We start from the raw sequence: 13,362 nt of genomic DNA, 5'->3' as shown, positions 1-13,362 counted from the left end.
GACCGGGCCAGGGTGATCCATATCGACGAACCGGCGGGTGTTTGGGCCCCTTGATCAGGGGGACGCGGAATGCCTCGGACGACGATCCCCCCACCGAAGGAGCCGCATGGACACCGCCGAACTCGTCGAACTCGGACAGCAACTTCGGGTGGACAGTGTGCGGGCCGCCGACGCGGCGGGCTCCGGACACCCCACGTCCTCCATGTCCGCCGCGGACCTGATGGCCGTCCTCCTCGCCCATCACCTCCGCTACGACTTCGATCTCCCCGCCCACCCCGGCAACGACCGCTTCGTCCTCTCCAAGGGACACGCCTCGCCCCTGCTCTACGCCGCCTACAAGGCAGCCGGCGCCGTCGACGACGAGGAACTGCTCACCTTCCGCACCCTCGGCAGCCGCCTCGAAGGGCACCCCACCCCGCAGCGGCTCCCCTGGGTAGAGACCGCCACCGGGTCCCTCGGCCAGGGACTGCCGGTCGGCGTCGGCATCGCCCTGTCCGGCAAGCGGCTGGAGCGCACCGGGTACCGGGTGTGGGTGCTGTGCGGGGACAGTGAACTGGCCGAGGGGTCGGTGTGGGAGGCCGCCGAGCACGCGGCGTACGAACACCTCGACAACCTGACCCTGATCGTCGACGTCAACCGGCTCGGCCAGCGCGGCCCGACCCGCCACGGCCACGACCTGCACGCCTACGCCCGCCGCTTCGACGCCTTCGGCTGGCACACCATCGAGGTCGACGGACACGACGTGGAGGCCGTCGACCGCGCCTACGCGGAGGCGGCGGCCACCCTCGGGCAGCCCACCGTGATCCTCGCCCGCACCCTCAAGGGCAAGGGCGTCACCTCCGTCCAGGACCGCGAGGGCCTGCACGGCAAACCGCTGCCGGACGCGGACGCGGCGATCGCCGAACTCGGCGGCCGGCGCGACCTCCGCGTCCATGTCCAGGAACCCGGCGCCGCCCGCGCGCTGCACTCCGTGCGCGCCGACCGTCTGGAACTCCCGCGCTACGACCGCGGTGACGAGGTCCCCACCCGTGACGCCTTCGGCCAGGCCCTCGCCGTGCTCGGCTCCGCCCGCGCCGACGTCGTCGCCCTCGACGGCGAGGTCGGGGACTCCACCCGCGCCGAGTACTTCGCCAAGGAGCATCCCGACCGGTACTTCGAGTGCTACATCGCCGAGCAGCAGTTGGTCGGTGCCGCAGTGGGGCTCGCCGCGCGCGGCTGGGTGCCGTACGCCTCGACGTTCGCGGCGTTCCTCACCCGCGCGTACGACTTCGTGCGGATGGCCGCGGTCAGCGGTGCGGGGATCAACCTCGTCGGCTCGCACGCGGGCATCGCCATCGGGCAGGACGGGCCCTCGCAGATGGGCCTGGAGGACCTGGCGATGATGCGCGCGGTGCACGGCTCGACCGTGCTCTACCCGTGCGACGCCAACCAGACCGCGCGTCTCGTCGCCACCACGGTGGGCCTCGAAGGCGTCCGCTACCTGCGCACCTCGCGCGGCGCGGGCCCGGTGATCTACGGCCCCGACGACGAGTTCCCGGTCGGCGGCAGCAAGGTGCTGCGGTTCTCCAGCCGGGACCGGCTGACGGTCGTGGCCGCCGGGGTGACCGTGCACGAGGCGCTGGCCGCGGCCGACGCCCTCGACCGGGAGGGCATCCAGGTGAGGGTCGTCGACCTGTACTCGGTCAAGCCCGTCGACGTGGAGACACTGCGCCAGGCCGCCGAGGACACCGGCTGTCTGCTCACCGTCGAGGACCACCACCCGGAGGGCGGCCTCGGGGACGCGGTCCTCGACGCCTTCCTCGACGGCCGGCCGGTGCCCCGGCTGGCGCGGCTCGCCGTACGCACCATGCCAGGCTCGGCGAGCCCGGCGGAGCAGTTGCACACGGCCGGCATCGACGCGGAGTCGATCGCGGCGGCCGGGCGGCTGCTGGTGGAGACGGCGGTCGTGCGCTGAACGCACGGGCCCGGGCCGCGCCGATCTCTCGGCACGGCCCGGGCCCGACGTCTGTGCGGTGCCGCGGACGGCCCGCTACCAGCGGTACCAGCGTCCCCTGCCGCCGCTCGCCGAGGTGCCGCGCACCAGGAAGCCGAGCAGCCACACGGCGAGGACGATGAGCGCCACCCACCAGAGGATCTTCACTGCGAAACCGGCGCCGAACAGGATCAGCGCCAGCAGAAGGACGATCAGGATCGGAACCATAGTGTCTAACCTCCTGACCGCCGAGTGCCCCGGATGAGCCGGATCAGACGTCCTTGCGGCACAGGATCTCGCCGTGCAGCACCGCGAACCAGCCGTCCTCGCGCTTCCCCCACTCCCGCCACGCCTCGGCCACGGCGTTCAGCTCCTCCGTGGTCGCGTGGCCGCCGCCGGTCGCGATTCCCGCGTACGAGGACGCGACGGTGCGGTCCGCCCACAGGCCGCTCCACCAGGCCCGCTCCTCCGGTGTGGAGTAGGTCCAGGTGCCCGAGGTGGCGGTGATGTCCGTCAGACCCGCCCGCAGCGCCCACGACTTCAGCCGGCGTCCGGCGTCCGGCTCGCCGCCGTTCGCGCGGGCCACCCTTCGGTACAGGTCGGACCAGTCGTTCATCCCCGGCACCTCGGGATACCAGGTCATCGCCGCGTAGTCCGAATCCCGGACGGCGATGAAACCGCCGGGCTTGGTGACCCGCTTCATCTCCCGCAGCGCCTGCACCGGATCGCCCACGTGTTGCAGCACCTGATGGGCGTGGACCACACAGAACGTGTCGTCCGGGTAGTCCAGCGCGTTGACGTCGGCGACCGCGAAGTCGACGTTCGTCAGGCCGCGTTCGGCGGCGGTCGTCCGGGCCCGGTCCAGGACGTCCGGCGCGTGGTCGACGCCGGTGACGTGCCCGTCGGGGACCAGCGTCGCCAGGTCCGCGGTGATGGTGCCCGGACCGCAGCCGATGTCCAGGATCTTCATGTGGGGCTTCAGTGAACCGAGCAGATACGCGGCGGAGTTGGCGGCGGTCCGCCAGGTGTGCGACCGCAGTACCGACTCGTGGTGCCCGTGCGTGTAGACGGCGGTCTCCTGCGCTTTCGGCATGGCTCTACCTACCCCTTCGCGTCTTCTTCAGCGTAGGAGTCACGGTACGCGCGCATGTCGAATGATGAGACCCACGTTTTACGATGTGGACTGACGGGTGATCAGGGTCTCGGTCAGCGGGCGGTACACCGTCAGCGCCTCGGGCAGCTCCTCCAAGGTCAACTCGCCTTCCACGTCGATGACTTCGCCGTCGTAGGCGAGGAGCGTGCCGGGTTCGAGACCGGTCAGCCGCAGGCGGTGCACCTGGGCCGCCGCGTGGGCGGGGGAGCGGGTGAAGGGGCCCGCGAGGGCCGCCGCGAGGAGGCGCAGCGCGGGCCTGCGGCCGCCGTGCACGACCCGGATGTCGAGCCGTCCGTCCGCCAGGTCGACCCGGCGGCCCGACGCGATCCCCATCCGGTGGTAGGTGCCGTTGCCGGCGAACAGCAGCCACAACGGGCGGGTACGGCCGCCGAGTTCGGCCTCCAGCGGATGCCGGTCCGCGCGCAGCACGCGCAGCGCCGCGAGCACGCCCGCGGGCCAGCCGCCGATCCGGGGCGCCCAGTGCTCCCGCTCCCGCACCAGCTCCGGATAGACGCCCAGGCTCAGGGTGTTGAGGAAGATGCCCCGGGTGGCGCCGGACCGGAACCGGCCGACGTCCACCCGGACGGCGTCGCCCTGCCTGATCGCCCGGCCCAGGTCCCGCGCGCCCTCCACACCGAGGTCGTAGGCGAAGTGGTTGAGCGTGCCGCCCGGGAGGACCGCCAGGGGCAGGCCGTGGCGCAGGGCGACCTCGGCGGCCGCGTTCACCGTGCCGTCGCCGCCGCACACCCCGAGGACCTGGGCGCGGGCCGCCGCCTTCGCCAACTCGTCCCGGACGTCGGCCGGTTCGCAGACGACGAGCTCCGCGCCGGGCAGGATGTCCGTCAGCGTGTCCGCCCGGACCGCGCTGCCCGACGCCGAGTTGACCACCATGACCAGACCCTGGCCGTCCTCCAGCGCCGGCACCTCGGCGCGCGGGCGGGCCGGCGGCACGATCTGCCCGCGGGTCGGCACCATCCCGCGCACCGCGAACGCCGCGCACGCGCCCAGCGCGGCCCCGGCGACCACGTCGCTCGGGAAGTGGACACCGGTGTAGACCCGGGACATGGCGACCGAGAACGCGATCGGGGCCACCACCGCGCCCCAGGCCGGCGACTCCAGGGCCACCCCGGTCGCGAACGCCGCCGCCGACGCCGCGTGACCGGACGGGAACGAGGTGGTGATCGGCTGCCGCTTCAACTGCCGGCCCAGCGGGACCGGGTCGAGGACGGGCCGGGGGCGGCGCACGCTGCGCTTGCCGAGCGTGTTGATGGTGAGGGAGGCAAGGCTCAGCGAGGCGATGCCCCGGGCGGCGGCCCGGCGGGCCCGCGGGGTACGGCTCGCGGCCACCGCGGCGGCCGTCGCGAACCACAGCACACCGTGGTTGGCGCTCCGGCTCAGGCGCGGCAGCACGGGCTCCGCGGCCGGCCAGTTCCGTTCGGCCGCCACCTCGAAGAGACGGGAGTCCAGGGAGAGCAGCCACTCGCGCAGGGCGTGGCGGCCGGGCAGGGGGACGGTGAGGTCGACATCGGGGCTCATGCGGTGCCGGGTACCCTGAAATGGCCGTTTGCTGCCCGGCGGACCGTCGGCGGACCGTTTCATCGGAGGACCCCCGCATGCGCCTGCTCCTCATACGCCACGGCCAGACGACCGCCAACGTGGCCTTTCTCCTCGACACGGCCGTCCCCGGCGCGGAGCTGACCGACCTGGGCCGCCGCCAGGCCGCCGCCCTCCCCGAGGCCCTCGCCGACGAGGACATCGAGGCCCTCTACGCCTCCACCCTCGTCCGCACCCAGCAGACCGCCGCCCCGCTGGCCGCCGCCCGCGGCCTCGACGTACAGGTCCGGGACGGCGTCCGGGAGCTGACCGCCGGCGACCTGGAGATGCTGCCCGGCGACACGGAGCCCGGTCACGAGTACATGCGGATCGTGTTCGGGTGGGCGGCCGGTGACACGGAGTCGCGGATGCCGGGCGGCGAGAGCGGCACGGAGGCCCTCGCCCGCTACGACGGCGTCATCGCCGAGGCCGCGGACAGCGGCGCCCGCACCGTCGCCGTGATCAGCCACGGCGCCGCGATCCGGATGTGGACGGCCGCCCGCGCCGACAACGTCGACGTGGCCTTCGCCGCCGCCCGCCCGCTCGACAACACCGGAATCGTCGTCCTGGACGGCTCCCCGGCCGACGGCTGGAAGGTGCTCACCTGGGCCGGCGCCCTGGTGGAGACCGCGGGACCGGACACCGAGGGCGGCCCGACCGGGCAGCCCCTCGACGCGGACCAGAAGCCGTAGGCCCTGGCACAGCGGGCACAATAACGGTTTGCCCGGCCGCGAGGCCGCCCCACAGAATGCGTGGTCATGGGACATCTGGAAGCCGCACACCTCGAGTACTACCTCCCCGACGGGAGGCCGCTGCTCGGCGATGTGTCCTTCCGGGTCGGCGAAGGCGCCGTGGTCGCCCTGGTCGGGCCCAACGGCGCCGGCAAGACGACCCTGTTGCGGCTGATCTCCGGCGAGCTGAAACCGCACGGCGGTACGGTCACCGTGAGTGGCGGCCTGGGTGTGATGCGCCAGTTCGTGGGCTCCGTACGCGACGAGACGACGGTACGGGACCTGCTCGTGTCGGTCGCCCCGCCGCGCATCCGCGAGGTCGCGGCCGAGGTCGACAGGGCCGAGCACGGCATCATGACCGTAGACGACGAGGCCGCCCAACTCGCGTACGCGCAGGCCCTGTCCGACTGGGCCGAGGTGCACGGCTACGAGTTCGAGACACTGTGGGACATGTGCACCACGGCCGCGCTCGGCGTGCCGTACGACAAGGCGCAGTTCCGGCAGGTGAGCACCCTCTCCGGCGGTGAGCAGAAGCGGCTCGTCCTGGAGGCGCTGCTGCGCGGCGGCGACGAGGTGCTGCTGCTCGACGAGCCCGACAACTACCTCGACGTGCCCGGCAAGCGCTGGCTGGAGGAGAAGCTGGGGGAGACCCGCAAGACGGTCCTGTTCGTCTCCCACGACCGTGAACTCCTCGCCCGCGCCGCCGAGAAGATCGTCTCCGTGGAACCCTCGCCGACCGGCGCCGACGCCTGGGTGCACGGCGGCGGCTTCGCCACCTACCACGAGGCCCGGCGTGAACGCTTCGCCCGCTTCGAGGAGTTGCGCCGCCGCTGGGACGAGAAGCACGCCCAACTGAAGAAGCTCGTCCTGAACCTCCGTCAGGCCGCTTCCATCAGCCACGAGTTGGCCTCCCGCTACGCCGCCGCCCAGACCCGGCTGCGCAAGTTCGAGGAGGCGGGCCCGCCGCCCGAGCCGCCCCGCGAGCAGGACATCACCATGCGCATCAAGGGCGGCCGCACCGGCGTAAGGGCCGTCACCTGCAAGGGACTTGAACTCACCGGCCTGATGAAACCCTTCGACCTGGAGGTCTTCTACGGCGAACGCATCGCCGTCCTCGGCTCGAACGGCTCGGGCAAGTCGCACTTCCTGCGCCTCCTGGCCGGCGACGACGTGAAGCACACCGGCGAGTGGAAGCTCGGCGCGCGGGTCGTGCCCGGCCACTTCGCGCAGACCCACGCCCACCCCGAACTCCAGGGCCGCACCCTCCTCGACATCCTGTGGAAGGAGCACGCCCAGGCCCAGGGGCCCGCCATGTCCCGGCTGCGCCGCTACGAGCTGACCGGCCAGGCCGAGCAGAGCTTCGACCGGCTCTCCGGCGGCCAGCAGGCCCGCTTCCAGATCCTCCTCCTGGAACTCCAGGGCGTCACCGCCCTCCTCCTCGACGAGCCCACCGACAACCTCGACCTCGAATCCGCCGAGGCCCTCCAGGAAGGCCTGGAGGCCTTCGACGGCACGGTCCTCTCCGTCACCCACGACCGCTGGTTCGCCCGCTCCTTCGACCGCTATCTGGTCTTCGGCAGCGACGGCCGGGTCCGCGAGAGCACCGAGCCCGTGTGGGACGAGCGGCGGGTGGAGCGCGCGCGATAGCCCCTCCCTCGCGGAGGCTGCCGGGCCGGAATGTTCGTACAGTGGCCTCAAGGACCGTGAGACTCGACGAGCGGGGCACACCATGACCGGAGTCGACCCTGCGCGCCTGGACGACTCCCAGCTCATGAAGGAGCTGGAGACCATCCACCGCACGCGCCACGACACCCTGCTGTACGGCTCGAACGACGCGCTGCGCGCCCACAACGACCGCATGGCCCGGCTGGAGGGCGAGTACCTGCGCCGCCATCCGCGCCGCCCCGTGGCGCCCGGCCGTACCCGGCAGGGGGCACGGGAGCGCGACTGAGGGGTGTTTGTCCCTTGAGCTCGCGGGCAGGCGAACGTTCAGCGCTGGAGCGCAACCGCGTTCCCACCGACGGTGACCGTCCAACCCGGAGCATGCTCAAGGGAGTTGTGACGCACCATGCCCACTCGCACCGACACCAGGCGACGTTCCCACCCTGACGCCCCCGACACCGGGGCGGCGTTCCGCACCCTGGCCACGCTGCCTCCCGGCCCGCAGCACGACACCGTCCGCGAAGAGATCGTGGAGGCCTGGCTGCCCATGGCCGACCGGCTCGCCGGACGGTTCCGCAACCGGGGCGAGAGCACCGAGGACCTACGACAGGTCGCGGCCCTCGGCCTGGTCAAGGCCGTAGACCGGTACGACCCCGGGCGCGGCAACGCCTTCGAGAGCTATGCCGTGCCGACCATCACCGGCGAGATCAAACGGCACTTCCGCGACCACATGTGGACGCTGCACGTGCCGCGCCGGATCCAGGACCTGCGCAACCGGGTGCGGCTCGCCACCCAGGAACTCGCGCAGACCATCCCGGGACGGCGGCCCACCGTCGCGGAGATCGCCGTACAGGCGTCGCTCTCCGAGGAGGACGTACGGGCCGGCCTGGAGGCGCTGGAGAGCTTCAGCGCGCTGTCGCTGGACGCGGACCTGCCGGGCGGCGAGGACGGGTACGCCCTGAGCGACGTGCTCGGTTCGGCGGATCCGGCGCTGGACGTCGTGGTCGACCGGGAGGCCGTGAAACCCCGGCTCGCGGCGTTGCCCGAGCGGGAGCGGGCGATCCTGTATCTGCGGTTCTTCGGGGACATGACGCAGAGCCGGATCGCCGAGGAGTTCGGGATCTCGCAGATGCATGTGTCCCGGCTGATCAGCCGGTGCTGCCACCGGATCCGCGAACAGGTTCTCGACGACGCCGCGTAGGCGCCGCCCCGACCGTGTTTTCACTCGCTCGGCCCCGCGACGTCCCGCCAATGGCGCCCGGCCGCGCGCGCCCCGCTCCGGGCCGGGCTGTGATGGTGTGACCGCCGTCCTCGGTCTAAGGAGCCCCGCTCATGCGCCGCACCGCCCGTGCCCTGTCCGTCGCCGCCCTGGTCGGCGTCGTCGCGGGCGCCGCCCCGGCCCTGGCCGCCGATCCGGCCGCGGAGGTGACTCCGAGCACCGCCCAGGCGGGCGGGAACGTGACCGTCTCCGTCTCCTGCGAAGCGATCGGCCAAAGCGCCCCCGACACCATGGAGGCCTCCTCCCAGGCCTTCGACGACGGCACCGTCCAACTCCGCCGGGCGCCCGGCACCGACGACCGGGCGGCGGGAGCCGCGTATCGCGGTACCGCACGCATCTCCGCCGACGAGCAGGTCGGACGGGACTCCGCGTGGACCGTCGACGGGACCTGCCCGGCGCCGCCCGGCGGCCAGGGCAGGCCGTGGAGCGCGACCTTCAGCGTGGAGCACGGGGGCGGCGGACAGCAGCCGTGCCAGGAACCCCGGGGCGACTCCTGCGGTGGTGCGGCCGCCGCGGTCGAGCGCGGCGTGCGGGCCGGGGAGGGCGGCACCTTCACGGACTCCGTCCCGGCGCTGGTCGCCGGAGGCGTGCTGATCGCGGCCGCGTGCGGCGGTGCCGTGTACCGGCTGCGCAGGCGGACACCGGGACACTGAGGGCACGACACGGCACGGCAGGCACCAGGGACTGCGCGGAGGCACCATGCGGCAGGGGGACGCGGTAGGACAGGGGCCCGTCCGATACGGGCCGGTGTTCCCCGACGACCCGCTGCCCGTACTGCCGGAACTGGCCGCCGTCCTCGCCGCCGCCGCGAGCCGCGCCGAGGAGCAGCCGGTGGGCGGAGCGCCGGCCCTGCTCGACGCCGCGAGCGGCTACTTCGAACGCCGGGGCCTGCCCGCGGACCCCGCCCGCGTGGCCGCCGCCCCGGGCGCCCCGTCACTGCTGCTCGCGCTGACCGCCGCGCTCGGCGGTGACGTCCTGGTCCCCAGACCCTGCGCCGCCTGGTGGGCGCCCTACGCCCGCCTGCTGGGCAGACCCGTGTTCCATGTGGGCACCCCGGCCGAGTGCGGCGGGGTGCCCGACCCGTACGCCCTGCTGGAGACCGTGCGCAGGGTCCGCGACGAGGGCGGCGACCCGCGCCTGCTCGTCCTCTCCGTGGCCGACGACCCCACCGCCACCGTCGCACCGCCCGAGGTCATGCACGAGACCGTCGAGGCCGCCACCGGCGAGGGCCTGCACCTGGTCAGCGACGAGACCTGGCGCGACACCCTGCACGCACCCCGGGGCACCATGCTGCTCAGCCCCGCCGAGATGCTGCCCGACCGGGTCACCGTCGTCACCGACCTGGCCGGCGCCCTGCTCCCCTCCGGCTGGCCGGCCGCCGTCGCCCGCTTCCCCGCCGGCCGCGCCGGGGACGCGCTCCGCGCGCGCGTGCTCGACGTCCTCACCGCGCTCGGCGCCCGCGTCGCCGCACCCGTCGCCGCCGCGGCAGGACACGCCCTCGGCGAACCCCCGCCCGTCGTCGCCCGCCGCGACAGTGCCGTAGCCCTGCACGCGCGCGTGGCCGCCGCCGCGCACGCCGCCGTCACCGGGGCGGGCGCCTTCTCCCCGCCACCCCAGGCGGGACGCCATCTGTACGTCGACCTCGGGCCGTTGCGCCACGCCCTCACCCCGCAGGGCGTGGGCGACGCCCAGGACCTGGAGGAGTTCCTCACCGCCCGGCTCGGCATGCCCGCGCCGGGCGGCCACCGCTTCGGCGACGACCTGGGCGCACTGCGGGTCAGGCTGTCCACCGGACCGCTGCTGGGCCGTACGGACGAGGAACGCGCGGAATGCCTCACGTCACCCGTGCCGTTGGAACTGCCACACGTGCAACGCGCGTTGATGTCCTTGAGGTCGATCTTCGACGATCTCCGCGACGACGCTCAGCGATGGGAGCCTCCTCGATGACGCAGCAGTCCGAGTCGACCACCAGCGGTACGACCACGCGGGAAACCACCGACCCGACGCCCCCGATCGCCCCCGCCCCCGCCCCCTCCTCCTTCCCGCCGCTCGCCGAGCCCCGCCCGCTCGGCGAGCGGCGCGTGTGGCCCCGGACCTTCCACGACCGGCTCACCGCCCCGCTGCCCGGCCTCAAGGCGATGGCCCGCTTCGCCCGCGAGGGCTCCGTACGGCCCCGCCCGGAGGGGCTCGCCGACATCCCCCGACTCCCGTTCGCCCCCGGGCCGTTGCCCCGGGTCGACACCCTGACCGTCGCCGTCACCTGGGCTGGACACGCCAGTTGGGTGGTGCGCATCGGCGGCCTGACCGTCCTCACCGATCCCGTCTGGTCCCGCCGCATCCTCGGCACCCCGGCCCGGATCACCCCCGTCGGCGTCGCCTGGGAATCACTCCCGCCGATCGACGCCGTCGTCATCAGCCACAACCACTACGACCACCTCGACGCCCCCACCCTGCGCCGACTCCCGCGCCACACCCCGGTGTTCGTGCCGGCCGGCCTCGGCGGCTGGTTCCGGCGCCGCAGATTCACCCGCGTCACCGAGCTCGACTGGTGGGAGGCGGCCCAACTCGACGGTGTCCGCCTCGACTTCGTCCCAGCCCACCACTGGTCCAAGCGCAGCCTCACCGACACCTGCCGCTCCCTGTGGGGCGGTTGGGTGCTGACGGCCCCCGACGGGCAGCGCGTCTACTTCGCCGGCGACACGGGCTACGGCCACTGGTTCTCCCGCATCGGCGCCCGCTATCCGGGCATCGACCTCGCCCTCCTCCCCATCGGCGCCTACGACCCGCGCTGGTGGCTCAGCGACGTCCACTGCGACCCGGAGGAGGCCGTCCGCGCCGCCCAGGACCTCGGGGCCCGGCGGATGGCCCCGATGCACTGGGGCACCTTCGTCCTCTCCGCCGAACCCGTCCTGGAACCCCTCACCCGCGTCAAGGCCGCCTGGGAGAAAGCCGAGTTGGCCCGCGAGGACCTGTGGGACCTGCCGGTGGGAGGCTCAAGAGTGCTCGCCTAGGCGGGAGTTGTCCCGCGCACGCGCCGCCACACGGTCGGGGCCGCGCTGATCACCACGGTCAGCGCGACCGCGGCCACCACGCCCTCCCACGGCTCCGGGAACAGCGAGCCACCGAGGATGCCGATCAACTGGTACGTCACCGCCCACGCCAGACAGGCCGGCGCGTTGCCCCGGGCGAACCGGCGGATCGGCCACTCGGCCAGCAGACAGGCCAGCATCACCGGGATCCGCCCCGCCGGCACCAGCCGGGACAGCACCAGCACCGTCACCCCGTGGTCCGCGAGCCTCTCCTGCGCCTGGGTGAGCCGCTCCTCCGGAGCCCGCGCGCGGATCGCCTCCAGCCAGCGCGAGCCGTTCTTCGAACCCATCCCGCGCCGCCCCAGCCAGTACAGGGCGATGTCCCCGAGGAACGCGGCCAGCGACGCCGTCACGAACACCAGCGCCAGCGCGAACGGCGCCGACTGGTGGAAGGCGACCACGGCCGCCGAACTCACCAGCGCGCCCGTCGGGATCACCGGCACCAGCGCCCCGAACAGCACCAGCAGGAACAACGTCGGGTAGCCGATGGCCTGTTGGGTGGACTCCGGCGAGGTCGTGGCGGTCGCGGACAGCGTGTCCGCGAGCCAGGTCACCGGGCGACCTCCGGCCGTACGCTCTCCCCGTGCCCGAGCCGGTGCACCGCCACCGAGGGCGCGAGCTGCGCCGCGATCCGTACGAACTCGTCGCCGGGCGTGTGGAATTCGTGCGGGCGCACCGCGTCCATCCCGATCGGCCAGTACGTGCCGTAGTGCACCGGCACCGCGCTGCGCGGCGCGAGCCGGGCCAGCGCCTGCGCCGCGCGCCCCGCGTCCAGATGCCCCTCGCCGAGATGCGGCCCCCAGCCGCCGACCGGCAGCAGCGCCACGTCGACCGGCCCGACCTCCTTGGCCATGTCGTCGAACAGCCCGGTGTCCCCGGCGAAGTAGGTGCGCGCCTCGCCCTCGACGACGTAGCCCAGCGCGGGGGAGCGGTGCGGTCCGAGCGGCAGCCGCCGCCCGTCGTGCCGCGCGGGTACGGCCCGTACCACCAGGTCACCGACCACGGTCTGGTCCCCGGCGGCCATCTCGCCGATCTCCAGATGCCGGAGCCGGCGCAGCCCGGACACCGCGCGGAGTGCGCCCCGGGGCACGAGCAGGCGCGTGCCCGGGGCGAGCGCCGCGAGCGAGGGAAGGTGCAGATGGTCGGCGTGCAGATGGGAGACGAGCGCCAGGTCCGCGCGCCGGGCCTCCGGCGCGGGCACGGCGCCCCGGCGGCGCCTGAGATGCGCGAGCCGGCGGGCGAACAGGGGGTCGGTGAGGACGCGCATGTCCGAGTCCTCGATCGTGCAGGTGGCGTGACCCCACCAGGTGATCTCCACCGGCACCTTCATTGCCTCCTTCGCGCGACTCCCCGAAGCCTACGGGCAGGAGTAGGGTCGGCGGCGAAACCCGGAGGTGAGGGGGACGCCATGGGACAGGTACGCGGTGCCTCCGGTATGCCCTCGCGGGTCAGGGTCACGGCGATCGCCAGCCTGACACCGCTGGAGGAACTGGACGAGGACCCCTTCCTGGTCGACTCCCGCAGCCAGCACGCGATGTGCGCCCGCTGGGCCGCCGACCACGGCTATGTGATCGCCCGCGAACTCCTCGTACGCGCCCTGCGCCCCGACCACAGCGCCCTGTGGGACGGCGTCCGCCCCGGCCTCGACCTGTTCGTCGCCCCCAGCCGCCGGGTCCTGGAGAGCGCGTTGTCCTCCGTCGAGGAGTTCACCGACGAGTGCGCGCGACGCGGGGTGCGGATCGAGACGGTCGGCCGCGCGGAACCCTGCTACGACGCCCAGATGAAGGCCCGCGTGCACCGCCGGCTGTCGATGCCGACGGCCGGCTACGACGGCCGCTGACACGGGGGCGGCCACGCCCGTTGTGACAAGGTGGGTGGAGGCC

General features: G+C 73.6%; 14 protein-coding genes. 9 read left to right on the top strand and 5 right to left on the bottom strand.

Annotation, left to right across the window (positions count from 1 at the left end):
* The first annotated feature begins 37 nt into the window (after positions 1-37).
* Positions 38-1,954 (top strand): transketolase, encoded by a 1,917-nt coding sequence (locus tag AB0M63_RS06305; protein ID WP_366018596.1) that lies wholly within the window; start codon positions 38-40, stop codon positions 1,952-1,954.
* Between the two features lie 75 nt (positions 1,955-2,029).
* On the opposite strand, the gene AB0M63_RS06300 is transcribed toward AB0M63_RS06305, so the two are convergent.
* From AB0M63_RS06300 to AB0M63_RS06290, 3 genes are all read right to left on the bottom strand, one after another.
* Positions 2,030-2,200 carry a hydrophobic protein gene (locus AB0M63_RS06300; RefSeq protein WP_355918753.1) on the bottom strand — a complete coding sequence of 57 codons (171 nt, stop codon included), beginning with the start codon at positions 2,198-2,200 and terminating at the stop codon, positions 2,030-2,032.
* Positions 2,201-2,243: 43 nt separating this feature from the next.
* Positions 2,244-3,065 carry a class I SAM-dependent methyltransferase gene (locus AB0M63_RS06295; protein WP_366018595.1) on the bottom strand — a complete coding sequence of 274 codons (822 nt, stop codon included), beginning with the start codon at positions 3,063-3,065 and terminating at the stop codon, positions 2,244-2,246.
* Positions 3,066-3,143: 78 nt separating this feature from the next.
* On the bottom strand, positions 3,144-4,661 hold the full coding sequence (locus AB0M63_RS06290) for a phosphatase PAP2 family protein (RefSeq protein ID WP_355918758.1): 1,518 nt from the start codon (positions 4,659-4,661) through the stop codon (positions 3,144-3,146).
* 77 nt (positions 4,662-4,738) lie between these two features.
* On the opposite strand from AB0M63_RS06290, the gene AB0M63_RS06285 reads away from it, so the two are divergent.
* The 7 genes from AB0M63_RS06285 to AB0M63_RS06255 all read left to right on the top strand — a co-directional run bounded on the left by AB0M63_RS06285 (position 4,739) and on the right by AB0M63_RS06255 (position 11,401).
* A complete protein-coding gene (locus AB0M63_RS06285) occupies positions 4,739-5,410 on the top strand; it encodes a histidine phosphatase family protein (protein ID WP_366018594.1) in 672 nt (223 codons plus the stop codon).
* A gap of 66 nt (positions 5,411-5,476) precedes the next feature.
* Positions 5,477-7,096, top strand: coding sequence for an ATP-binding cassette domain-containing protein (locus AB0M63_RS06280; RefSeq protein WP_366018593.1), 1,620 nt, complete (start codon positions 5,477-5,479; stop codon positions 7,094-7,096).
* Positions 7,097-7,178: 82 nt separating this feature from the next.
* Complete coding sequence (locus AB0M63_RS06275) at positions 7,179-7,400, top strand: DUF6158 family protein (protein ID WP_355918767.1); 222 nt, start codon at positions 7,179-7,181, stop codon at positions 7,398-7,400.
* A 117-nt stretch (positions 7,401-7,517) separates the two neighbouring features.
* On the top strand, positions 7,518-8,312 hold the full coding sequence (locus tag AB0M63_RS06270; protein WP_366018592.1) for an RNA polymerase sigma factor SigF: 795 nt from the start codon (positions 7,518-7,520) through the stop codon (positions 8,310-8,312).
* Positions 8,313-8,443: 131 nt separating this feature from the next.
* The gene (locus AB0M63_RS06265) at positions 8,444-9,043 is read left to right on the top strand and encodes a hypothetical protein (RefSeq protein ID WP_355918773.1); all 600 of its coding nucleotides are present in this window, start codon (positions 8,444-8,446) and stop codon (positions 9,041-9,043) included.
* Positions 9,044-9,089: 46 nt separating this feature from the next.
* The gene (locus AB0M63_RS06260) at positions 9,090-10,337 is read left to right on the top strand and encodes an aminotransferase class I/II-fold pyridoxal phosphate-dependent enzyme (RefSeq protein ID WP_355918776.1); all 1,248 of its coding nucleotides are present in this window, start codon (positions 9,090-9,092) and stop codon (positions 10,335-10,337) included.
* Positions 10,334-11,401, top strand: coding sequence for an MBL fold metallo-hydrolase (locus AB0M63_RS06255; protein WP_366018591.1), 1,068 nt, complete (start codon positions 10,334-10,336; stop codon positions 11,399-11,401). The genes AB0M63_RS06260 and AB0M63_RS06255 overlap by 4 nt, the downstream gene beginning before the upstream one ends.
* On the opposite strand, the gene AB0M63_RS06250 is transcribed toward AB0M63_RS06255, so the two are convergent.
* Together AB0M63_RS06250 and AB0M63_RS06245 are read right to left on the bottom strand one after the other, a co-directional pair.
* Positions 11,398-12,033 (bottom strand): VTT domain-containing protein, encoded by a 636-nt coding sequence (locus AB0M63_RS06250; protein ID WP_366018590.1) that lies wholly within the window; start codon positions 12,031-12,033, stop codon positions 11,398-11,400. The genes AB0M63_RS06255 and AB0M63_RS06250 overlap by 4 nt on opposite strands.
* On the bottom strand, positions 12,030-12,803 hold the full coding sequence (locus AB0M63_RS06245; protein ID WP_366018985.1) for an MBL fold metallo-hydrolase: 774 nt from the start codon (positions 12,801-12,803) through the stop codon (positions 12,030-12,032). Before AB0M63_RS06245 ends, AB0M63_RS06250 begins: the two co-directional genes overlap by 4 nt.
* 84 nt (positions 12,804-12,887) lie before the next feature.
* On the opposite strand from AB0M63_RS06245, the gene AB0M63_RS06240 reads away from it, so the two are divergent.
* Positions 12,888-13,319, top strand: a complete 432-nt coding sequence (locus tag AB0M63_RS06240; protein WP_355918786.1) for a hypothetical protein — start codon at positions 12,888-12,890, stop codon at positions 13,317-13,319.
* Positions 13,320-13,362: the final 43 nt, after the last annotated feature.

The organism is Streptomyces sp. NPDC051576, assembly GCF_040681835.1.
Taxonomy (GTDB): Bacteria; Actinomycetota; Actinomycetes; order Streptomycetales; family Streptomycetaceae; genus Streptomyces.
The sequence above is the reverse complement of the archived record's forward strand: the minus strand, read 5'-3'. Positions and strand labels throughout refer to the sequence as shown.

Bases quoted from the DNA above. Each gene is read 5' to 3' on its own strand.
- AB0M63_RS06300 (WP_355918753.1), bottom strand. From the start codon at position 2,200: ATGGTTCCGATCCTGATCGTCCTTCTGCTGGCGCTGATCCTGTTCGGC.
- AB0M63_RS06295 (WP_366018595.1), bottom strand. From the start codon at position 3,065: ATGCCGAAAGCGCAGGAGACCGCCGTCTACACGCACGGGCACCACGAG.
- AB0M63_RS06290 (WP_355918758.1), bottom strand. From the start codon at position 4,661: ATGAGCCCCGATGTCGACCTCACCGTCCCCCTGCCCGGCCGCCACGCC.
- AB0M63_RS06285 (WP_366018594.1), top strand. From the start codon at position 4,739: ATGCGCCTGCTCCTCATACGCCACGGCCAGACGACCGCCAACGTGGCC.
- AB0M63_RS06280 (WP_366018593.1), top strand. From the start codon at position 5,477: ATGGGACATCTGGAAGCCGCACACCTCGAGTACTACCTCCCCGACGGG.
- AB0M63_RS06275 (WP_355918767.1), top strand. From the start codon at position 7,179: ATGACCGGAGTCGACCCTGCGCGCCTGGACGACTCCCAGCTCATGAAG.
- AB0M63_RS06270 (WP_366018592.1), top strand. From the start codon at position 7,518: ATGCCCACTCGCACCGACACCAGGCGACGTTCCCACCCTGACGCCCCC.
- AB0M63_RS06265 (WP_355918773.1), top strand. From the start codon at position 8,444: ATGCGCCGCACCGCCCGTGCCCTGTCCGTCGCCGCCCTGGTCGGCGTC.
- AB0M63_RS06260 (WP_355918776.1), top strand. From the start codon at position 9,090: ATGCGGCAGGGGGACGCGGTAGGACAGGGGCCCGTCCGATACGGGCCG.
- AB0M63_RS06255 (WP_366018591.1), top strand. From the start codon at position 10,334: ATGACGCAGCAGTCCGAGTCGACCACCAGCGGTACGACCACGCGGGAA.
- AB0M63_RS06240 (WP_355918786.1), top strand. From the start codon at position 12,888: ATGGGACAGGTACGCGGTGCCTCCGGTATGCCCTCGCGGGTCAGGGTC.